Origin of the sequence: Acinetobacter sp. CIP 64.2, assembly GCF_000369645.1 — a bacterium.
Taxonomy (GTDB): Bacteria; Pseudomonadota; Gammaproteobacteria; order Pseudomonadales; family Moraxellaceae; genus Acinetobacter.
In genome coordinates this window covers 1,405,974-1,427,867 of sequence record NZ_KB850122.1, presented here as the reverse complement: position 1 = coordinate 1,427,867, position 21,894 = coordinate 1,405,974, and the positions used below count along the sequence as shown (strand labels likewise).

23 protein-coding genes, 1 tRNA gene and 1 other annotated feature are annotated in these 21,894 nt (G+C 40.4%); of the genes, 14 read left to right on the top strand and 10 right to left on the bottom strand.

The annotated features are described in order from the left end of the window. Positions 1–28: 28 nt before the first annotated feature. Entirely contained in the window at positions 29–853 is an 825-nt protein-coding gene (gene map, locus F895_RS04300; RefSeq protein WP_005243188.1) for a type I methionyl aminopeptidase, read from the bottom strand. Positions 854–1,087: 234 nt separating this feature from the next. Here map and rpsB point away from each other — a divergent pair, with 234 nt between their 5' ends. Then, a complete protein-coding gene (rpsB, locus tag F895_RS04305; RefSeq protein WP_004652723.1) occupies positions 1,088–1,840 on the top strand; it encodes a 30S ribosomal protein S2 in 753 nt (250 codons plus the stop codon). A 138-nt stretch (positions 1,841–1,978) separates the two neighbouring features. After that, a complete protein-coding gene (tsf, locus tag F895_RS04310; RefSeq protein WP_004652724.1) occupies positions 1,979–2,854 on the top strand; it encodes a translation elongation factor Ts in 876 nt (291 codons plus the stop codon). 94 nt (positions 2,855–2,948) lie between these two features. On the opposite strand, the gene F895_RS04315 is transcribed toward tsf, so the two are convergent. From F895_RS04315 to F895_RS04330, 5 genes are all read right to left on the bottom strand, one after another. Further along, positions 2,949–3,422, bottom strand: a complete 474-nt coding sequence (locus F895_RS04315) for a copper resistance protein NlpE (protein ID WP_005243186.1) — start codon at positions 3,420–3,422, stop codon at positions 2,949–2,951. A 108-nt stretch (positions 3,423–3,530) separates the two neighbouring features. Beyond that, positions 3,531–3,656, bottom strand: a complete 126-nt coding sequence (ykgO, locus tag F895_RS19615; RefSeq protein ID WP_010590029.1) for a type B 50S ribosomal protein L36 — start codon at positions 3,654–3,656, stop codon at positions 3,531–3,533. Positions 3,657–3,801: 145 nt separating this feature from the next. Then, positions 3,802–3,877 (bottom strand) — tRNA-Gly (locus F895_RS04320). 62 nt (positions 3,878–3,939) lie between these two features. Then, positions 3,940–5,361 carry a cysteine--tRNA ligase gene (cysS, locus tag F895_RS04325; protein WP_005243184.1) on the bottom strand — a complete coding sequence of 474 codons (1,422 nt, stop codon included), beginning with the start codon at positions 5,359–5,361 and terminating at the stop codon, positions 3,940–3,942. Between the two features lie 106 nt (positions 5,362–5,467). After that, a complete protein-coding gene (locus F895_RS04330) occupies positions 5,468–6,874 on the bottom strand; it encodes a purine-cytosine permease family protein (RefSeq protein WP_005243183.1) in 1,407 nt (468 codons plus the stop codon). Between the two features lie 376 nt (positions 6,875–7,250). On the opposite strand from F895_RS04330, the gene F895_RS04335 reads away from it, so the two are divergent. The 11 genes from F895_RS04335 to F895_RS04385 all read left to right on the top strand — a co-directional run bounded on the left by F895_RS04335 (position 7,251) and on the right by F895_RS04385 (position 18,063). Beyond that, a complete protein-coding gene (locus F895_RS04335; protein ID WP_005243182.1) occupies positions 7,251–8,228 on the top strand; it encodes a KpsF/GutQ family sugar-phosphate isomerase in 978 nt (325 codons plus the stop codon). A gap of 3 nt (positions 8,229–8,231) precedes the next feature. Further along, positions 8,232–8,771, top strand: a complete 540-nt coding sequence (locus F895_RS04340) for a KdsC family phosphatase (RefSeq protein WP_005243181.1) — start codon at positions 8,232–8,234, stop codon at positions 8,769–8,771. Positions 8,772–8,810: 39 nt separating this feature from the next. Beyond that, on the top strand, positions 8,811–9,359 hold the full coding sequence (lptC, locus tag F895_RS04345) for an LPS export ABC transporter periplasmic protein LptC (protein ID WP_005243180.1): 549 nt from the start codon (positions 8,811–8,813) through the stop codon (positions 9,357–9,359). Then, the gene (gene lptA, locus F895_RS04350) at positions 9,343–9,891 is read left to right on the top strand and encodes a lipopolysaccharide transport periplasmic protein LptA (RefSeq protein WP_005243179.1); all 549 of its coding nucleotides are present in this window, start codon (positions 9,343–9,345) and stop codon (positions 9,889–9,891) included. Before lptC ends, lptA begins: the two co-directional genes overlap by 17 nt. Then, positions 9,891–10,637, top strand: a complete 747-nt coding sequence (gene lptB, locus F895_RS04355; RefSeq protein ID WP_005243178.1) for an LPS export ABC transporter ATP-binding protein — start codon at positions 9,891–9,893, stop codon at positions 10,635–10,637. Before lptA ends, lptB begins: the two co-directional genes overlap by 1 nt. Positions 10,638–10,930: 293 nt before the next feature. Next, positions 10,931–12,469: a TolC family protein gene (locus tag F895_RS04360; protein ID WP_005243177.1), complete on the top strand. Its 1,539-nt coding sequence runs from the start codon at positions 10,931–10,933 to the stop codon at positions 12,467–12,469. Continuing rightward, positions 12,469–14,592, top strand: coding sequence for a type I secretion system permease/ATPase (locus F895_RS04365; protein WP_026040191.1), 2,124 nt, complete (start codon positions 12,469–12,471; stop codon positions 14,590–14,592). The genes F895_RS04360 and F895_RS04365 overlap by 1 nt, the downstream gene beginning before the upstream one ends. Positions 14,593–14,609: 17 nt before the next feature. Beyond that, on the top strand, positions 14,610–15,800 hold the full coding sequence (locus tag F895_RS04370) for an HlyD family type I secretion periplasmic adaptor subunit (protein WP_005243174.1): 1,191 nt from the start codon (positions 14,610–14,612) through the stop codon (positions 15,798–15,800). Between the two features lie 94 nt (positions 15,801–15,894). Continuing rightward, positions 15,895–16,497: an IMPACT family protein gene (locus F895_RS04375; protein ID WP_005243168.1), complete on the top strand. Its 603-nt coding sequence runs from the start codon at positions 15,895–15,897 to the stop codon at positions 16,495–16,497. Further along, complete coding sequence (locus F895_RS04380; protein ID WP_005243167.1) at positions 16,487–17,104, top strand: acyltransferase; 618 nt, start codon at positions 16,487–16,489, stop codon at positions 17,102–17,104. The genes F895_RS04375 and F895_RS04380 overlap by 11 nt, the downstream gene beginning before the upstream one ends. A 116-nt stretch (positions 17,105–17,220) precedes the next feature. Next, the gene (locus tag F895_RS04385; protein WP_005243166.1) at positions 17,221–18,063 is read left to right on the top strand and encodes a universal stress protein; all 843 of its coding nucleotides are present in this window, start codon (positions 17,221–17,223) and stop codon (positions 18,061–18,063) included. Between the two features lie 119 nt (positions 18,064–18,182). Here F895_RS04385 and F895_RS04390 read toward each other — a convergent pair whose 3' ends face one another. The 4 genes from F895_RS04390 to F895_RS20110 all read right to left on the bottom strand — a co-directional run bounded on the left by F895_RS04390 (position 18,183) and on the right by F895_RS20110 (position 20,468). After that, positions 18,183–18,851: an O-methyltransferase gene (locus F895_RS04390; protein WP_005243165.1), complete on the bottom strand. Its 669-nt coding sequence runs from the start codon at positions 18,849–18,851 to the stop codon at positions 18,183–18,185. A gap of 114 nt (positions 18,852–18,965) precedes the next feature. After that, positions 18,966–19,679, bottom strand: coding sequence for a D-Ala-D-Ala carboxypeptidase family metallohydrolase (locus F895_RS04395; protein WP_026040192.1), 714 nt, complete (start codon positions 19,677–19,679; stop codon positions 18,966–18,968). Between the two features lie 123 nt (positions 19,680–19,802). Further along, positions 19,803–20,132, bottom strand: coding sequence for a ferredoxin FdxA (gene fdxA, locus F895_RS04400; RefSeq protein ID WP_004652744.1), 330 nt, complete (start codon positions 20,130–20,132; stop codon positions 19,803–19,805). A 168-nt stretch (positions 20,133–20,300) separates the two neighbouring features. Further along, positions 20,301–20,468, bottom strand: coding sequence for a hypothetical protein (locus tag F895_RS20110; RefSeq protein WP_005243163.1), 168 nt, complete (start codon positions 20,466–20,468; stop codon positions 20,301–20,303). 206 nt (positions 20,469–20,674) lie between these two features. Here F895_RS20110 and F895_RS04415 point away from each other — a divergent pair. Beyond that, positions 20,675–21,894 (top strand): IS3-like element ISAba19 family transposase gene (locus F895_RS04415; RefSeq protein ID WP_155757828.1). Its coding sequence is split into 2 segments (ribosomal slippage): positions 20,675–20,951 and positions 20,951–21,894, totalling 1,221 coding nucleotides; the frame shifts between segments, so codons are not numbered across the junction. Next, positions 20,950–21,066, top strand: a sequence feature (AL1L pseudoknot). It overlaps the preceding gene by 117 nt.

Sequence of the window (21,894 nt, the reverse complement as noted above, 5' to 3'; positions counted from 1 at the left end):
TTTTTAAACTAAATTTAAGGAAAATTAATCACATAAAGCGTGATAGATCTTCTTCTGGGCGAGCTGTTAAAACTTCGATCCCTGTTTTGGTTACTAAAATTGTATGTTCATATTGAGCAGATAACTTGTGATCTTTTGTGACGACGGTCCACTTATCACCTAAAAGTTTAGTCTGCCAAACACCTGCGTTTACCATTGGTTCAATCGTAAAGGTCATGCCAGCCTCTAGGCGCATACCTGTACCTTTTTGCCCATAATGTAACACTTGTGGTTCATCATGGAACACATTGCCAATGCCGTGACCACAATATTCACGTACTACACTAAAGCGCTCAGATTCAACATATTGCTGAATTGCATAACCGACATCACCAAGGTATGAACCATCCTTTACTGTTGCCATGCCACGATACATCGCTTCCTGAGCCACTGAGCACAAGCGTTTAGCTAAAATTGAAGTTTCACCACCAATGACATACATCATATTGGTATCGCCGTGATAACCATCTTTAATTACGGTCACATCAATATTAAGAATATCGCCATTCTTTAAAATTTTATTTTCAGAAGGAATACCGTGACAAACCACATGGTTTACAGAAGTACAAATAGAATGCTGGAAAGCAGGGCGACCAGGTGCAGCACCATAGCCAACGCAGGCAGGAATCGCCTGTTGAACATTTTCAATATGATTGCGACAGATTGTATCGAGTTCTAATGTACTCACACCCGCTTTGATATGCGGTTTAATCATGTCTAGAACTTCAGCCGCCAATTTGCCTGCAACACGCATCTTCTCAATTTCTTCGGGCGTTTTGATTAATCGACGAGGAGCTGTATAAGTCGTATTCATGATCTCTAAAAACTTTTGGTAATTTGCAAGCGTCTATGGTATAAATAGCCGCCTATTTTATCAAATGCTTTTCGTGACTATCTTTTATTATTTATGAAAAGATTTTACGAAGATATCTGATAACAATAGTCGTAAAAAAATCCGCACATATATCGACACATTACTCTGGGTGCCTAGCAATAGGTGGAGAATGCGGATATATGGAGGCCTAACCCAAACTTTAAGGTAAAGAAAATGGCAGATTACAACGTAAGCATGCGCGACCTTCTTCAAGCAGGCGCACACTTTGGTCACCAAACTCGTTTCTGGAACCCAAAAATGCGTCAATACATTTTTGGTGCGCGTAACAAAATTCACATCATCAACCTTGAGCATACTGTTCCTGCGTTAAATGATGCTTTGAACTTTGTTAACAACCTAGCGAGCAAAAAGAACAAAGTATTGTTCGTTGGTACAAAACGAGCTGCTTCTAACATCATCCGTGAACAAGCTCAACGCGCTGGTCAACCATATGTAGATCACCGTTGGTTAGGTGGTATGTTGACGAACTGGAAAACACTTCGCCAATCTATCAACCGTTTAAAAGATCTTCAAACTCAATCTCAAGATGGTACTTTTGCTAAGCTTACTAAACGTGAAGCTTTAGAGCGTACTCGTGAGATGGAAAAACTTGAACGTGCTTTAGGCGGCGTTAAAAACATGGGTGGTTTACCTGACGCATTATTTGTAATCGACGTTGATCACGAAGCGATTGCAATCAAAGAAGCGAAAAACTTAGGTATTCCTGTAATCGGTATCGTTGATACAAACTCTAACCCAGACAACGTTGATTACGTTATTCCGGGTAACGACGATGCGATCCGTGCAGTAACTTTATATGCTTCTGCTATGGCTGATGCGATTCTTGCTGGTAAAGAATATGCTCAATCACAAGCAAATGCACAAGCTAAAGGCGACGACGCTGCTAAAGACGCTTCTGAGGCTTAATGCGTTTTGACGCAAGCTTGTCATTTTTGCGACATGTAATGGTGGCAAATTAAAGCGTCGAGATTGCAAACGGCCCAGAGATTCTTTGGGCCGTTTTTGTTGAACAGATTTATTTTCTACCGATTTTAGGAGATCAACATGACTGCAGTTACTGCGAGCATGGTAAAAGAATTACGTGACCGTACTGGTCTTGCAATGATGGAATGCAAAAAAGCATTAACAGAAGCAGGCGGTGACATCGAACTTGCGATTGATAACCTTCGTAAATCAGGTCAAGCAAAAGCTGCTAAAAAAGCAGGCAACATTGCTGCTGATGGTGCGATCACTATTATTCAAAACGGTAACAAAGCAATTCTTGTTGAAGTTAACTGTCAAACTGACTTCGTTGCTAAAGACGAAAACTTCAAAAACTTCTCTGATAAAGTTGCTGCTGCTGCACTTGCTGCAAACGAAACTGATGCTGCGAAAATTGCTGAACTTAAGCTTGAAGACGGTGCGACTGTAGAAGAAGCTCGTGTTGCATTGGTTCAAAAAATCGGTGAAAACATTCAAGTTCGTCGTGCTCAAATCGTTGAAGGCGAAAACTTGGCTGTTTACAAACACGGTTTAAAAATCGGTGTTGTTGTTTCTTACACAGGTGATGCTGACACTGGTAAAGGTATTGCAATGCACGTTGCTGCGTTCAACCCAGTTGCTGTAAATGCTGAAGCTGTTCCAGCTGACTTGATCGCTAAAGAGAAAGAAATTGCTGAAGCGAAAGCGTTAGAATCTGGTAAGCCTGCGAACATCGTTGAGAAAATGGTAACGGGTTCAGTTGAAAAATACTTGAACGAAGTTGCTCTTGATCGCCAAATGTATGTAATCGACAATGACAAGAAAGTTGCTGATGTATTAAAAGCGACTGGTACTGTTGTAGCTCAATTCGTTCGTTTCGAAGTGGGTGAAGGTATTGAGAAGAAAGCTGAAATGAGCTTTGCAGAAGAAGTTGCTGCTGCTCAAGCTGCTGCGAAGTAATTCGTATCTTCTAAAAAAACCCAGTCTTTATGACTGGGTTTTTTATTGCCTGTTAAAAAGCCCAGCAAGAAGAGTGGGCTTTTTATGGATGGGCTTATTGGTCTTGTTTCTGTAGCTCGTATTTTTCAGCCAGTTCGCCAGTAATTTCTTTGCCTTCTGTATCGAGAGCTTTCAAGTAGCCTTCAGCAACAAAGTATTTGCGGCCATCACCCGCTTTATCGAGCTCAATAACAGAGGTGTTTTTGCTGTCAAAAGTAAATTTACCTTTGTTTTCAAATGCTTTTCCATCACCTTTACCAAGATAGGTTTCTTTGAGTGTGTAGGTTTTATCCAAATTGAGTTGAAGTTGGGTTTCAATACCTTCGCAATCTGCACAAGGAAGAACGCCTTTATATGTACCATTCCAGTCTAATGAATTTTCTGCGGTATGTGCGCTATCTACAACTTCTGAGCTGCTTTCCGTGCTCATTGCAGGTGGAGTTTGTTCATCAGTTTTAGGGGTTTCTGCTTTATTACATGCGACTAAAAAAATAGAAGCTAAAGAAATGGCGATAATTGATTTTTTCATCTTAGATATAACCTTGTGAAAACATTAATATCCAAGTTATTAGATTTTAAAAAGAAATGGTAGTAAGGGAATGTAAGGGTTATTTAACCTTTGGTAAAGCAGGACAAGTTAACCTTGTCTTGCTTTGAAGCGGGGGTTTGATTTGCAAATGACAAATAGCTTGCCACGACGTTTAACAATTTGGCAGTCACTGCTGCGACGTTTGGCGCTTTTGAGGGATGAGCATACTTTCATTTTGGTTCCTAAGTTTTAATGTAATGTTATAATATTACATTTAATTTGTGCTGTAAAGTTTGCCTTATTATTTGAAGAATAGTGGTGATGAGATAAGTGTGGGAAATAAAAAAACCCTCATCTTTCGATGAGGGTTTTTTGAATCTGGAGCGGGAAAGGAGACTCGAACTCCCGACCCCAACCTTGGCAAGGTTATGCTCTACCAACTGAGCTATTCCCGCAATAGGACGCATTATAGAGAGTTTCATTCAAGTGTCAACTCTTTATCATGCTAAGTGTTGAATTAATCAGCACGTCGCCAAATTGTACCTTGACGGGTATCCTCCAAAACTACACCTTGATCCAATAAAGACTGGCGAATGCCATCGGCTTTCGCAAAGTCTTTGGCTTTTTTTGCATCGACTCGTTGCTGAATGAAGTTTTCAATTTCAGTATCAGACAGTTTAAGTGCTTCTTGACCAATATCTGACTTAAGGAATTCATCCACATCATGTTGAACTAAACCAAGAATGTTAGTTAAGTGGCGTAGGGTAGAGTAAAGCATTGTTGCTTGTTCTGCTTGCTCTTCTTTCACTGCACGATTTAGTTCTTTATTCAGTTCAAATAGTACCGCCATTGCTTCAGCAGTATTAAAGTCATCACACATGGCATTGTTAAAGCGTTCAACAAAGCCCTGTTCTAGCGTCTCAACCGTTTTTTGACCGTACACCTGTTGATAGGCTTTAAACGAATGATAGAAACGGCTGAGTGCTGTTTTTGCTTCTTTTAAAGCCACATCAGAGAAGTTAACCGGGCTACGGTAGTGTGATGACACAATGAAGTAGCGAATCACTTCAGGGTGGAATTTCTCCATCACATCGCGAATGGTAAAGAAGTTGCCTAAAGACTTAGACATTTTCTCACCATCTACATTGATGAAGCCAACATGCATCCAGTAGTTTACATATTGTTCGCCCGTTGAAGCCTCACTTTGTGCGATTTCATTTTCATGATGCGGGAACATCAGGTCTGAACCACCACCATGAATATCAAAGTGGTTGCCGAGGCAGCAGGTTGACATTGCTGAACATTCGATATGCCAACCTGGACGACCGTTACCCCAAGGTGAAGCCCAAGCAGGTTCATTTTCTTTGGCGTGTTTCCAGAGTACAAAGTCAAAAGGATGCTTCTTTTCAACTTCAACATCGACACGTTCAGATGCACCTGCTTGCATATCATCCAATTTACGGCCTGACAGACGGCCATAGTTATTGAACTTGCTGACTTCAAAATAAACATCGCCATTGGCAGCAGGGTATGCAGCTCCTTTATCAACCAATGTACCGATCATATTTTGCATTTGATCAATATATTCGGTGGCTTTTGGTGCTTCATCAGGTTCAGCACAACCTAAATTTGCTGCATCTTCATTCATGGCTTGAATAAAGCGAGCTGTGAGTTGCTGGATGCTTTCACCATTTTCATTGGCACGTGCAATGATTTTGTCGTCAATATCGGTAATATTGCGGATATAACGAACTTTCCAGCCTTGGCTACGCAGGAAGCGAATGATGTAGTCGAATGCAACCATAACCCGAGCGTGTCCGATATGACAGTAGTCATAGACTGTCATGCCACAGACATACATATCGATTTGACCTTCTTTACGTGGGACAAATTCAACTTTTTTACGTTGCTCAGAGTTATATAGAACAAAAGGTTGCATAAGGGTTTTCAAACACTCTACAAAAATCGTTATTCATCATAACGTATGCACCATATTTCATAAAGTTATCAGTAGAAAAAAGATGGCTTTCGTTTGCAATATTTCTTTATTCATGGCCGATGGGGTGCGATACTCGAATTTGTGCCTTTTTTGCAAAATAATAATAAATGATAGCCGTTGCCAAGAGACCGACTAACCAGGAGATATCGACTCCACCTAGCATGGTCGCGATTGCACCCGTGTAAACTTTACTGTGAATAAAGGGGAGTTGTAACAGTACTCCCATGACATAACAACCAATACCAATAGGGTTCCAACGACCATATTCCCCATCTGGATCGTATAACGCGGCAACATCACATTCTTCTTTAGAAATGAAATAGTAGTCCACGAGGTTGATGGCGCTCCAAGGAATAAAAAAGGTGAGCAAGAACAGAATAAAGGCCTTGAAGGTATTTAAAAAAGTATGTTCACCAAGAATCGCGATGAGTGTAGAAATGGCAACCATCGCAAGCACGATAGATAAACGCGTCATTTTTGAAATTTGAGAATGAGGTTTGAAACTATTCCAAATCGTTGCAATGCACATAAAACACCCATAAGCATTCAGCGTTGACAGGGTGACTTTGCCAAAGGCAATACTGAAATATAAAAAGGTAATAATAAGAGCAGCCGTATTCATGCCGACGACATATTGCACTTCATTTCCGACAAATCCGCCTTGAGCAATCTGTGCAATGAATACGCCTAAAGTCATCGAAATTTGGGAACTGAGTACAGAGCCTAAACCGACTGCCAAGAAGACACGTGTGGAAGAGGTGTTTGAGGGTAAATATCGGGAATAATCAGCAACATAAGGACCAAATGAAATTTGCCAAGAGGCTGACAGTGAGATCGCTAATAAAAAGGATGGCCAGCTAAATTTTTGAACGGCAATTAACGCTGCAAAATTTGAATGAGTCAAAATTTGGCTTAAAATAATCACAAAGGCAATGATGCCAATGACACTGGCAACTTTCCCGACCCAGTGGATTAGACGATAACCAATGGTTGCAAAGATCACAATAAAAGCTGCGTAAATTAAAATTCCTGTTGTGCTGCTTACATTGATCAATTGTGCGATGGCTTTACCCGCCAAAACCTCACCTGTGGCAGTAAATCCGATGTACATTAAACAAACTAAGAAGATTGGAATACAGGCTCCATAAACACCGAACTGGACGCGGCTGGAAATCATTTGGGGAAGACCCAGTTTAGGACCTTGTGCGGCATGTAAGGCCATGACGATGGCACCGAAGCATTGCCCAATCAATAAACCAATAACTGACCAAAATACATCGCCACCAAGTACAACAGCTAAGGCACCTGTAACGATTGCAGTAATTTGCAAGTTGGCACCAAACCACAATGTGAATTGACCAAATATGCTGCCATGCCTTTCATGTTCTGGAATGAAATCAATACTGCGGCTTTCAATAAACTGATGTTTTTCTTTCTCATCCAATGAGCTCATTTTCACTCCGTATCCTTGAAATACTTATCGTTATTCACAAATACATGATTTGTTGCTTAAGTATGTTCATGTATAAACTGACATGTATATGTATATACAATTTGGTTTAATAATAAGCAAGTCTTTTGTGCAAAGCGTGGAAGGGACAAGCGTTTATAGATGAATGTAAAAGTGGCGAATACATAGATGTTCAAAAGATTGACATTTAGCTCATATATAATGAGTCTTGTTTCATGCTTCATCTCTCCATTTTTCATGAAAACTTATACATTTAGAAACGTGTAAGATTTGCAGATATGTTAGAATCCGCATCATTCTTTTGATTAAAATCATCTACCCTGTGGGTGGATAGAGTATTATTTTGAGTCAAGCTCATATGTCACAAGCCATAGATTTCCAAAAAAGTGCATTAGAAACTTTGCGTGTCGAACAACAAGCAATTGAAGTTCTTGCTGCACAGGTTGATGAGCGTTTTGATGTTGCATGTGAAATACTTTTGCAATGCAAGGGACGTGTCGTCATTACAGGTATGGGCAAGTCTGGTCATATTGGTCGTAAAATGGCGGCTACCTTTGCATCGACGGGAACGCCCTCTTTCTTTATGCATCCAGGTGAGGCGGGTCATGGCGATCTGGGCATGCTGGTACGTGGAGATGTACTCATCGCAATTTCTAACTCGGGCAAGAGTGATGAAATTATGATGTTGATGCCACTCATCAAGCATTTAGGGGTGCCACTAATTACGATTAGTCGTGATGATAAAGGCCCAATGCCACAAACGGCTGATGTGGCATTAACTTTGGGTGAGGCCGATGAGGCATGTCCTTTAGGCTTGGCACCAACTTCAAGTACTACTGCGACACTGGTGTTGGGTGATGCTTTAGCGGTTGCTTTATTGGAAGCACGCGGTTTCACTGCCGATGACTTTGCACGTTCGCATCCTGCAGGTGCATTAGGTAAACGCTTGCTTTTACATGTGAAACATTTGATGCATACAGGGATTGAGCTACCAAAAGTTCGCCCTGATACGCCGATGAATAAGGTGTTGTATGAAATTTCAGATAAGCGTCTGGGTTTAACCACGATTGTTGACGAAAATGATACATTATTAGGTATTTTTACGGACGGTGATTTACGTCGCATGATTGATCAACAACAAGGTTTTGATGTGAACTTGCCTGTTTCGGCTGTAATGACTAAAAAACCACTGACGATTTCTCAGGAGGCTCGTGCGGTCAAAGCATTGGAAAAAATGCATGAGAAAAAAGTGAATCAATTTGTGGTCGTTGATGAAGCCAATAAGGTCATTGGTGTGATTGCTATGCATGACCTTATTCAGGCTGGAGTAAATTAAGCTATGGCATCTTATGCTTTACAAGAACAAGCGCGTCATTTGCAGGCACTTGTACTTGATGTAGATGGAATTTTAAGTGATGGTTTTGTCACACTAACCAATTCCGGCGATGAAATTAAATCATTTGATATTCGTGATGGCTTGGGGATGAAGCTTGTCCAGAAAGCGGGTATGAAAGTGATTATCATCACAGGGCGTAAAAGTAACATCGTTGAAAAACGGATGTCTGATCTGGGTGTCGATTTGGTTTTTCAGGGCCGTGAAGATAAAGGCGCTGCATTACGTGAAGCTTGTGCTCAATTAGGACTCTTGCCCGAAGATTGTATCTATATGGGAGATGACTGGCCTGATTTGTCTGCATTCGCTATTGCAGGCATGAAAGTCACTGTACCAAATGGGCATGAAGAAGTGCGCCGTCGTGCCAATCTGGTTACTCAGGCGATGGGTGGCCGTGGTGCTGTACGTGAAGTGTGCGATATGTTATTGATGGCAAAAGGTGTTTACCAAGAACTGCTTGAAAAATATCTTGCTGTACCACATTAATATAGTGTTGATTTGCTCAAAGGTTAGGTAACCCAGTTTATGGATACCAAAGTTTTATATGTTGTCGCTGTTGCGGTCGCTGCTGTGAGCGGTGGCTATTACTATTATAGTGGCAAAGCAAAAAAGCTGGATGTTGATTCAGCAAAGAATATGACTTATTCAGCACAAGGTGTTCATTTAACGCAAACAGATGAAAAGGGGAATCTGTATATTCGGGCTGAAGTTAAACAGCTACAACAGAATATGCAATCAAAAACTTCTCAGCTTGATCAACTGAATGCGACGATGTACAAACAGGGTAAGCCTGATGCAACATTTTATGCCAAACAAGCAAATGGCTTTGATGATAATAGTAAAGTCATCTTGCAGGGCGATGTCGTTGCAACAAAATTGTCTGATCAAGGTAAAATGGAGTTCTACACTGATGAACTCACAGGTTACCCAAAAACAAGAGAACTCGAAACACAACATCAAGTCACGGTTCAATCACCATCTGCTGAGTTCGTGAGTCAGGGTTTAAAGGCTAATTTAAATAATGGTCAATATGAGTTTTATAAAATTCGAGGAAAGTATGCGCCAAGCTCTTAATTCTAAATCTCGTTCTGCTTTCCTTAAACAAGCAACTTGTGCTGCTCTTGTTGCACTTTCTTCTGCTGCTAGCTTTGCTTTGCCATCAGATCGGAATCAACAACTTTCTCTGGTTGCTGATCGTGCTACCTATAATGATAAAACGGGTATAACAACCTATACTGGCAATGTTGTTATTGAGCAAGGGACAATGAAGCTTCAGGCTGATTCTCTTGTTGCAAATTTAAATAGCAAGAAAGAGATTCAAATTATCACGGCTAAAGGACAACCTGCAAAATTTCAACAGCAAATGGATACTAACAAAGGTTTAGCGCGTGGTGAAGCACAGACGATTGTCTATAATGCTGATACAGGAATCATTACCTTAACTGGCAAAGCATATCTGTATCAAGATGGCTCGAGTATTCGTGGTAATAGCTTAAAATACAGCATGAACAAAGGGGACGTTGAGGCTCAAGGTTCTTCGACCAATCGGGTACAAATTATTATTCCACCTTCTAGTTCAAAAAGTTTCCCAGGGGCGCGTGATTAATGGAACAGTCGGGACAACAACCACAAACGCTTTGTATTAAGCACTTAGCTAAAAATTATAGTAAACGTTGGGTTGTAAAAGATGTATCTTTTACAATGCAAAGTGGACAAATTGTGGGCTTGCTTGGGCCGAATGGTGCAGGTAAAACCACGAGTTTCTATATGGTGGTCGGGCTTGTTCGTATGGACAAAGGGGAGATCCATCTCGATAATCTTGATTTATCTGATCTCGCAATGCACGAGCGTGCGCGTAAAGGGATTGGCTATTTACCACAGGAAGCCTCTATTTTTAGAAAGCTCACGATTGCTGAAAATATCATGGCAATTTTGGAAACCCGCAAAGACTTAAATAAACAGCAGCGTCAGCAACGTTTAAATGAATTATTGAGCGATTTTAAAATCAATCACATTAAAGATTCATTGGGAATGAGCGTTTCTGGTGGTGAACGTCGCCGTGCTGAAATTGCACGTGCCTTGGCTGCAGATCCTAAGTTTATGCTTTTGGATGAACCTTTTGCTGGCGTTGATCCAATCTCTGTTGGTGATATTAAAGATATTATTCAGACGCTCAAAGATCGGGGGATTGGAGTACTCATTACTGATCATAATGTTCGTGAAACGTTAGCGATTTGCGAGAAAGCCTATATCGTGAGTGAAGGTTCTGTGATTGCTGAAGGCACACCGCAAGAAATCTTAGACAATGAACAAGTGCGTAAAGTATATTTAGGTGACGATTTTGTTGTTTAAGGCTCCTGATAGCCGAAACTTTAAAAAGGAACCTACGGGTTCTTTTTTTATGATCGAACCGAAATTAAAGAAGAAAAATTATTTTCCGATTAGTTTTTTTATATTTTTTTACTTAAGTTAATGATAAATATTTATTTTATACCTTTTGTATAATTTTTATATTCTATAAAAGTGTGAACTGTTTTACAAAAATATAAACATATCATTAGCTGAAATTATGTGCGGAACATAGTGTTTTTTATAAAAAAATGATTAAAATGAAAATGCTGAAATGATAACAATACGAAAAAAATATGAACTTGCAAAAAGATATAAAAGTGAATAATGGATTGTGGATAAAAAGTATAGATTTCAAGTGGTTACTTTATGTAGCAACCTTATCTGTGCCGATGACACATGCAACACCACCAAGTGAGCAATATCACACTTTAAAGAACAATCTAACGAAACTGTTTGTTCCGCAAAGCAGTGATGAGTTTAAGGTCGCACAGATGCAGAAATTAAGTAATTTCTCTGTGGACTCTTCATTAGGGAGTGATTTACCCGTAGTTGGTTCTGGACGTCCACAAGAAACGATTCCGACGGCTTTTTGGCAGAATCAATCTAAAGTATTAAAAGATGCCGTCCAGATTGCAGTACAGCGTAACCCAGAGATTGCCCAAGGGATTTCAGCATTGGCGTCTCAAAATGCCAATATTGATGTTGCTAAATCAGGTTACTATCCGCAAGTGGGGGGGGGCGTAAGTACAGGAGATCTGGGTAAGAAAAGTACCCGAGGTCAGCAATTACTCACTCTGAGCGCGACACAAATGCTCTATGACTTTGGAAAAGTGAAGTCTGGAGTCGATGTTGAAAAAGCAAAAGTCGTTGTTGGGCAAGCCAATGTCTTGGTTAAAATTGATGATATTTCATTGGATGTTGCACAAACAGTTATTAATATTCAGCGTTATCATAAGCTTATACAGATTGCTAATCAGCAGATTGCTGGGATAAGACGCATTCAAGAAATTGCAAATCTACGTGCAAATGCGGGAATTAGTAGTCAGGCTGACCCGATACAGGCACAATCTTATTTACAATCTGCACAATCTGCAATGATCGCCCAGCAGTCTTTACTGAGTCAGTATCAACAGCATTTATATACTTTATTGGGTTTTGATACACAAAGTATACAATGGATCATCCCAGATGAGTTTGTTAAACAGTCTGATTTATATGCCGCACCGCAGTTCAATACGATTCCGCAGATGATTGCCGCACAGGCAGGGATTGAAGTTGCACGTAATCAAAAATTACAAACACAGGTCAGTAATTATCCGACACTATCTGTAAAAGGAGAACTGAGTCAAGCTTTACACGGTCGTAACCCCAATAATGAAAAAGATGGTGGGTTTGATAGTGCCATTATGTTTGAAGCAACCAGTCAGTTCTATCAAGGCGGGGCGACATCCTCAAGAACCCGGGCTGCCAGTTTTGCTGAAGAGGCAGCAAAAGCACAAGTTAATGCAGTATATTTAAAAGTGCTGGATCAAATCCGGACCAGCAGGGAGCAAATCGAAAATAAGCAACGTCAAATGCAGGTCTTGGCGGGGCAACAAGCGACAACAATACGAACAAGAGAACTTTACCAAGAACAATATAAATTGGGAACTCGCACTTTGGTAGATCTGCTTAATGCAGAGCAAGCGATTCATAGTGCGAACTCAGAGGCAGAAACAGCACGTTATGATATCTACAGCAGTATTGCACAATACATTGCTGCGACAGGACGTTCTCGTCAAGCCTATGACCTCAATAATATAAAAATCCAAGGATTTGAGGTACAACCATGATCACTACAAAAATAAACTATCAGCCTTGGTTACAAGCCATACTGACGATTGCAAAGCATTATCGAATTGAACCTTCTGAGGAACGGATTCGCCTACAACTTGACTGGAATCAAAATCAAAATTTAGACGAAGTCCTTATTTTGATTAGTCGACAGGTTGGCATGAATGTAAGAAGAATTGCATTTAGTGATGATGTCATTAATCCCTGGAGATTACCTATACTTGTAGAGCTTGCAGATGGGCAGGTGGGAGTGATTGATAAAGCCGATGGTTCAGGCCATGTCAGTGTTCAACTGAGTGGTGATCAAGGCCTTTCGCAGAAATTTGCCGTTGGTGCACTCAAACACATCATAAAGAATGTATATGTACTGCGACCTGAGCAATCTGTGCCTGATGCGCGTATTGATGAATACATTAAACCTTATGAGCAAAGCTGGTTCTGGTCTATCGTTTTACAAGACTGGAAGCGTTATGTCGACATTATGCTGGCTTCGCTGATTGCTAACATTTTAGCTTTGGCAACGATTATTTTTTCCATGCAGGTTTATGATCGGGTCGTCCCTTCACAGTCAATTCCAACGCTTTGGGTGCTTGCAGCTGGTGTTCTGATTGCTGCCATTTTCGAGTTTACCTTGCGGCTTTCTCGGGTTTATATTTCTGACATTATTGGAAAACGCGCTGATTTAAGAATATCAGATCGTGTCTTTGGTCACGCTTTGAGAATTAAAAATAGTGAACGCTCAAAGTCAACAGGAACTTTTATTTCTCAAATTCGTGAACTGGAAGGTGTTCGGGAGCTCGTTACATCAACCACTATGGGCGCTCTGGCGGATTTGCCATTCTTCTTTTTATTCTTGGTGATCTTTGCAATTATTGGTGGTGATTTATTTTGGGTCATGCTTCTAGTGGTGCCATTAATGATTTTGCCTGCAATCTTGGCACAAAAGAAATTGGCAGAACTTGCCCAAGAAGGAATGAGAGAATCGTCTATTCGTAATGCGATCTTGGTAGAGGCTGTTCAAGGCATTGAAGACATTAAGCTATTACGTGCGGAGTCTCGGTTCCAAAATCAATGGAACCACATGAATGAGGTATCTGCGGATATCAGTATGCAGCAACGTAAGATTGTTGGTGTACTCACGGCTTGGACACAGAAAATTCAGGGGCTGACTTATGCCGCAGTAATTCTGGTGGGTTGTTTTGCTGTAATGAAAGGGGATATGACAACGGGTGCATTGGTGGCATGTTCGATTTTATCTTCTCGTATGCTTGCACCGATTTCACAAATTACGGGGATTTTAGGTCGTTTACAACAGGCGAAAGTAGCGAAAAAGAGCCTGGATGAATTAATGCAGAAACCTGTTGATCAACCTGATCAAGCGCATTTGGTACACAAAGAGGTGCTACATGGTGATTATGAGTTGAACAAAGTGGTATTCCAATATACAGAGGAAGATCCACGTCCAAGTTTAGTCATTCCACAACTCAAAATTCGGGCTGGGGAGAGGATTGCAATATTGGGGCGTAACGGTGCTGGTAAGTCAACGCTGCTACAAATTTTATCTGCCATGCAATTTCCAAACTCTGGTTCAGTACATTTAGATGATCTGGATATTAGTTTGATTGATCCTGCTGATGTTCGTCGCGATATGGGACTGCTCAATCAGAATGCACATTTATTCTATGGCACCATCCGTGAGAATCTGACGCTTGGGGCACCTTTAGCCCGTGATGAGGATATCTTAAAAGTGCTCAAAGTGACTGGAGCACTTAGTTTTGTACATGAAAAGAAAGAAGGACTAGATCATTTGGTCTTGGAAGGTGGGGTTGGTTTTTCTGGCGGGCAACGACAAGCCTTGTTACTGGCACGCTTATTAATTCGTCAGCCTAATATCTTATTGCTTGATGAGCCTACAGCTGCAATTGATGATGTTGCAGAAAAACAATTAATTGATCATTTGAAAAATTGGTTAGGTTATCGAACTTTAGTCGTTGCTACGCATCGACGTGCTGTTTTGGAGCTGGTTGACCGAATTATTGTCATGAACGAGGGTAAAATCGTCATGGATGGACCAGTAGATCAAGTCTTACAACAATCAACGATAAAACAAAAAATAGTTTAATAGTTCGAGGAAAATTTATGAGTGAACAACAACAAAACAGCAGCCGTTCGATGAATGTAACTTATAAGGAGCCTAAGTTACCTCGTTCGACGCTGGTTGTTTGGATGATTGGGATTGGTTTATTTTCACTCTTAATCTGGGCATGGTTATTTAATTTAGAAGAAGTTTCAACGGGTACAGGGAAGGTAATTCCCTCTTCAAAAGAACAGATTATCCAGTCGCTTGAAGGGGGGATTCTAACTAAACTGGATGTCAAAGAAGGTGATGTTGTTGAAAAAGGACAAGTGCTTGCCCAACTTGATCCAACGCGATTTGCTTCAAATGTTGGTGAATCTAAGTCTTTGTTGATTTCCGCACAGGCAACGGCAGCACGTTTGCGTGCTGAGGTCAGCGGAACAGCATTGAGTTTCCCAGAAGAAGTACAAAAGAATCCAAAACTTGTACAAGAGGAAACAGCATTGTATCTCTCTCGCCGTGCTAACTTGAATCAGTCGATTGAAGGCTATGAACAGGCTGCTAAATTAGTCCGTCAGGAATTGGCAATGACCGAGCCGCTCGTGGCAAAAGGTGCAGCCAGTGAGGTTGAAGTTCTACGTTTGAAACGTGAAGCCAATGATCTTAGTAATAAGATCAATGACACACGTAATCAGTATTATGTCAAAGCACGCGAAGAGTTATCTAAAGCAAATACCGATATCCAGACTCAACAACAAATCGTCAATGGTCGGAATGACAGTTTGCAGCGTGCAGTATTTAAGGCACCCGTTCGTGGGGTGGTGAAAGAGATTGACGTTACCACACTAGGGGGCGTGATTCCGCAAAACGGAAAGCTGATGACGATTGTTCCTTTAGAGGACAAATTATTGATTGAAGCACGTATTTCACCACGGGACATTGCATTTATTCGTCCAGGGCAGGAGGCATTGGTTAAAATCACGGCCTATGATTATTCGATCTACGGTGGTTTAGATGGAAAAGTAACAGTGATATCACCAGATACTATTCGTGATGAAGTGAAGCAAGATCAATTCTACTATCGTGTCTATATTCGTACGGATTCAGACCGTTTGTATAACAAAGCTGGTAAAGCTTTTAGTATTACGCCAGGTATGGTGGCAACGGTAGATATTCGTACAGGACAAAAAACCATTATGGATTACTTACTTAAACCATTTAATAAAGCGAAAGAAGCATTGCGCGAACGCTAGGCGATGTTGATTTAAAAAAAGCCTCGCTGTCTGCGAGGTTTTTTATTTGTGATGTAAAAAGCTATAATTATGTTTTAAGTTTATATTTGTTTTTATGCCATTTACCTTTGCCAGTACGGTTACTTTTGAAGAAGACATTAAAAAAAGTCGTTTCCAAGCGATTGCTGCGGTTGTTGAAAATGAACAGCAGGTGAAAGATTTTCTGGAACAGCATAAAGATCAGTCGACAACGCATCAATGTTGGGCATGGAAGATCGGTCATCATGTCCGCTTTAATGATGATGGTGAACCTTCTGGCACAGCAGGCCGTCCAATTCTTGCAACCATTGAAGGCAATGAGCTGACCAATGTGATTGTCTTGGTGAATCGGTGGTATGGTGGAATTAAACTGGGAACAGGTGGTTTGGTTCGTGCTTATGGGGGCTGTGCAGGACAATGTCTGCTCTTGGCTGAAAAGATAGAATTGATTGAAAAGAAACAAGTTCAATTTGCCTGTCTATTTAATGAATGGGCGATTATTCAGTATGAATTGATGCAGCAACAGATTGAATATCAAGAAAGCTATACCGATACAGGAGTCATGGTATTAGCCCGATTACAAGTGCATCAAATTGAAGCTTTGAGAATTAAACTTCAAGATGTGACTCGGGGTCGTGAATTGCTAAAAGTAATAGAGGAACAAGAACATGACGCATGATCCTTTATTAAAATATCGGGAACAGCATAAACAACGTTTGAATTACATGCCATGGTTATATTGGTCACTAAAACCAAAGCATCGTGAATGGGCTGAAGCATGGCAAGCTGAATATCAAGCCTATTTGATGGAGATGGAAACCATTGAAATTGGAAAGAACTGTTTTATTTCACCTTTAGCGCATATTTTTGCCGAGCGAGGTCGAAAAATTTCAATTGGGGATAATACTTTCATCGCGGCGGATTGTACTTTACATGGTCCTTTGGAAATCGGGAATGAGGTTGCGATTAACCATCATTGCATTCTAGATGGGGGGAGAGCTGGGATCAAATTAAATGATCAAGTCCGAATTGCAGCCTATAGCCATTTATATGCATTTGATCATGGAATGGGGATGGATCGTCCTATTTATCAGCAACCTGTTACGTCCAAAGGAATTGAGGTGGGGTGTGATGTCTGGCTGGGGGCGCATGTTGGAATAAAAGATGGAATCAAAATTGGGCATCATGCAGTAGTGGGTATGAATAGCATGGTGACTAAAGATGTTGAAGACTACGCTGTCGTTGTCGGAAATCCAGCTAAAAAAATTCGCTATCGTACTGAATAAAAAGCACTAAAAAAGCGTATGAGATTCGATACATAAATTTAACCTACCATGCTTTTATCTATGTTAAGTTAAAAATAAGTAGAAGACCTAAGGTATATACCTAGAGAGAGGCGAAAATGAACCGTGTAATTGCATGTATTGATTCTTCACCCTGCATTGATGCTTTGGCAGAGGCGGCTGTGTGGGTAGCCAGACAAACCCAAAGGGAATTAGTACTGTTGCAAATCTTGGACTATTACCCAGCGAGTTATCATTTAGGTGAAATCAGTGGGGTGATTGGTTTTGAGAGTAATGCTATGCTTCTCAAAGAACTTGCCGAGTTGGAACAAAAACAAAGTGAGCTAGCACTGGATTATAGTAATAATTTGCTGAAACATATTTCAGAAATGATTGAAAAACAGTATGGCTTAAGCAGTTCTAAGATTCAGGAAAAAGGTGATTTTCTAGAGCAAAGTTTCAATCTCCTCAATGAAAATGACATCGTGATTATCGGACGGGTTGGGGAACGGGCGGCAGAAAAAAATAAACCAATAGGAAGTAATGTTGAGAATTTTATTCGTGGTGCCAATTGTACAGTGATTACTGTCGGGGAACACTTCCAGCCACCAAAGCGTTTTATCTTTGCTTATGAATATTCACCGACCTGCCAAAAAATGTTGCAACGCATTGCACAAAGTGACCTGTTAAAAAAACTTCAGTGCCATTTGTTGTATGTTGGAGATCATCCTGAAATGTTGGCGGAACCGGAAAAGTATTTGACTGATGCGGGTTTAGATGTGGTTTCTATTTATCGTTATGGAGATGTTGCCCAAAATATTCTTGAATATCAAAGAGAACATGATATTCAATTAATCGTATTGGGAGCTTTCAGTCATAGTAAAATTCATCAATTCTTCTTAGGCAGTATTACGACGACTATTTTCCGTAATGCCAATGTTCCACTATTAGTGGCTAAGTGATTCATTTTATTCTATATAGTTATCCGCAATTCCTGTGGATAACTATATGGAAAAGCACTAGAGATAAATATAATTTGTTGATATTACACAACTAAATTAAATAGGTTGTTTTTTAATCGCTATTTTACAATCGCGATTGCAAAACCATCATGCCCTTTCGAACCGACTGTTTGTAAAGCGGTGCAAGAGAGCAATTGAGGATGATCTTTCAAGGCTGTGAATGCCTCACGAATTCCTTCAATACTTGGTTTCTTGTTGTTTTCATCCAGAATAGCACCGGCACGGATGACATTATCCAACACGATAATTGTACCTGAATGAGAAAGCTGTAAGCTCAGTTCAAAATATTCACGGTAGCTTTGTTTATCTGCATCAATAAAAATGAAATCAAAAGGCTCACTGTGATCCGCGATCAGTTGATTCATGACATCTGCACCGCGACCTTTTTTTAGCTCAATACGGGTTGGCATATTGGCAAAATCAATATTTTCTTGGGCAATCACGACATGGGTATCTCGACCTTCAATGGTAAGTAGGTAGCCATCTTCTGGTAATGCTTTGGCGAGCCAAATGGTGCTATATGCGCCAAAGGTACCTAGTTCCAATACCCGTTTGCATTGGTTCATCTGAATCAGCATCTGCAAAAACATGCCTTGATTAGGCGCAACAGCCAAATGATTAGAAAAGCCTTGAGTATTGGTATTGTCTAATGCATGTTGAAGTCTTGGGTCTGTGGGAATTAAATGTGAATTGATATAGTCATCAACCTCGGTCCACATCTGTTGCATAATCAAATTTACCTATCAATCTGTTAGCTGCATTTTAAACATTTATATTCAGAGTGCAATTTGATTGCAGCAAAAAGGGATCTAAATGATCCCTTTTTGCTGCGTAATCTACTTTTAGAAATTGCACATTGAGCTATTTCGGGTCAGATCTGGTCCCCAAGTACGGTAGCCTTGAGTATCAATATGAATCTGACCAGAACTATATAGGCCAATCCCTAAATCCAGACTCTGGCCATGCTGGGCCCAGAATTGGCATAGCTTAAACTTGGTTTGTTCAATATATGCGTAGTCTTGCGGTTGAGGATATTCAGGCCCGATACGAAAATCGATCGCTGAGTTAAATAAGTGCTTTGAAGAGCCAGCCCCGCCAGCACATTGGTTTAGGGGTAAATCGCGATAAACTGAAGTGACTTCAAAATCGGTTAAAACTTTGGCTGCGATTAAATACTTAAACACTCGTAGGGTTGATAGGGCATTACCCCACAATTCACGATTAGGAACCATATATTCTGTACGACCACATTTCTGCCAGTCACGTGCTGTACGTAATAGCTCAAAACTTGGAATGATGTGTGCGACATTATTTCGGTTCAGAAACTGTTCATACTCACGAACGCGTGCATAGTTATCACCTTGATTGAGCCATTGCCGATATGATGCGGGTTCAACTTTATTCGGAATCGGGCGAGTAAAGGTCACTTGTTCTTGTGGAATGTAAATTCTTTTACCTTGGTTTTGATTTACTTTTGTTGTGGAGCTGCTACAGCCCACCATCATCACAGGAATGATCAATAATGGTAATAGACCCTGTAATTTATTTTGCATGATAAAAGGCAGTTCAAAATCTGTAGGTGAACTATTTTAATGCAAAATAAGCCATGAATAATGAGGTAATTGCAAAGAAATGTGTGATTCAGGTATAAAAAAGACCAGTAAAACTGGCCTTTCAAATTATTTTTCTAAATATTGCAGTTTGTCTGGCTTGCCGTTCCACTCTTCACGATCGGCAGGTTGTTCGCCAATTTGGGTGATGTTATTACCCGCCCATTTCTCAGACAATTCAGCATTGAGTTCAATAAAGACTTCTTGACCTTCTGGTAATTCATCTTCAGAGAAGATTGCATTTGCTGGGCATTCAGGTTCACAGAGCGCACAGTCAATACATTCATCTGGATTGATGACAAGAAAGTTTGGACCTTCGTAGAAGCAGTCAACTGGACAAACTTCAACACAATCTTGATATTTACATTTAATACAATTTTCAGTGACAACAAAGGTCATGGCGACAGCTACCTAAAAAATATGGTTTTCATTTTGCATAGTGTATTTTAGGCAAAAAATACTGATAGAAACAATTCCTTTTATTGATATTTATTATTCGTATCAATGAAATGGACTTATTTATATGACTTTTGTTGATAATAAGTCTCAACAACAGCGCTCAACTTGTTAGTTTGACTTTTTCTTCAGCCCACCACCATCTTGTTTGTTGACCGTTGCCCAAGCAATTCGCTCAGCTTCTTCTGGAGAGCGGCCTTGCTCCAGTTCACTTTGTGCAATATGTTTTGCTTGTCTTTTCTGTTTTGCTGTATAAGCCGATTTATCACCACGAGACATGAGATTTTCCTCACAGAGGTATTGATCTCATACAGCAATAACATGATCAAGCCGATAACGGGGTGAGGGATTGTTGATTTTAGTGCGCACTATGTAAATCAGCTCTGGTATAAAACCAGAGCTGAATTCGAGCTGATTAACTTTCGAGCGTCTGTGTGAACCGTACCGGGTTTGTCGGAGAGTCAATATTCTGAGAGACTATCCCGATGACAAAACCAAACTATACCCCCGAAATTAGAGAAAGAGCGGTTCAATTACTAATTGAATCTGAAAAAGATTATCCTTCTACTTGGGCAGCAATCACAGCTATTGCTCCTAAAATCGGTTGTACTCCTGAAACATTGCGTGTTTGGTATTTAAAGCATCTGGATCAACTAAATCCTGCCAAAGTACAACAGATATCTGACCAAGAAAAAATGAAGCAAATGGAACGTGAAATTAAAGAATTAAAACGTGCCAATGAAATTCTACGTAAAGCAGCCGCTTTTTTCGCCCAGGCGGAGCTCGACCGCCCACACAAATAATGGTGGATTTTATCCATAACAATAAAGCGCGATATGGTGTTGAAGCGATTTGTAGAATTTTACCGATTGCACCTTCAACCTATTACCGAACTTTAGATCTCACTGACAATCCAGAACATCGAGCGAAACGAGATCTACATGATGAGTATCATGCTGAACAAATTAAACGAATTTGGAAAGAAAGTTCAGGTCGATATGGTGTACGTAAAGTTTGGCAAAAATTGAAACGTGAGGGTTATGTTATTGCACGTTGTACAGTTGCTCGATTGATGCAAAAGCTAGGTATACAAGGTGTTTGGCGTGGTAAGAATAAACAAACCACCCGTAACCGAGATGACCAAAAACGGGCAGATGATTTAGTGAAACGTAATTTTAATGCTGATCATCCAAACCAACTATGGGTGGGTGACTTTACGTATATTCAAACTCATTCAGGCTGGGTATATACCGCATTTGTTATTGATGTGTTCTCACGAGCAATTGTTGGATGGAAAGTATCTACACGGATGAATACAGATATGGTGCTTGATGCATTAGAGCAAGCATTGCATGATCGAGGCATGCCAAAGAATGTGATTCATCATTCCGACAGAGGTGTGCAATATCTTTCCATTCGCTATACCAATCGTTTAGAAGCAGCAAATTTACGAGCATCAGTCGGTACAACGGGTGATTCATACGATAATGCTCTGGCTGAAACGGTGAATGGCTTATACAAAACAGAGGTGATTGAATATTTAAAAGCAGATTGGCAAGGTTTAGCAGATGTACAACTTGCGACACTAAACTGGGTAGATTGGTTCAATAAAAAGCGTGTACACAGTGCACTGGGTTATGTATCGCCTTTTGAGTTTGAAGCAATGTACTATGATAAGATTAACCCGTTAGGTCAGGTGGCTTAA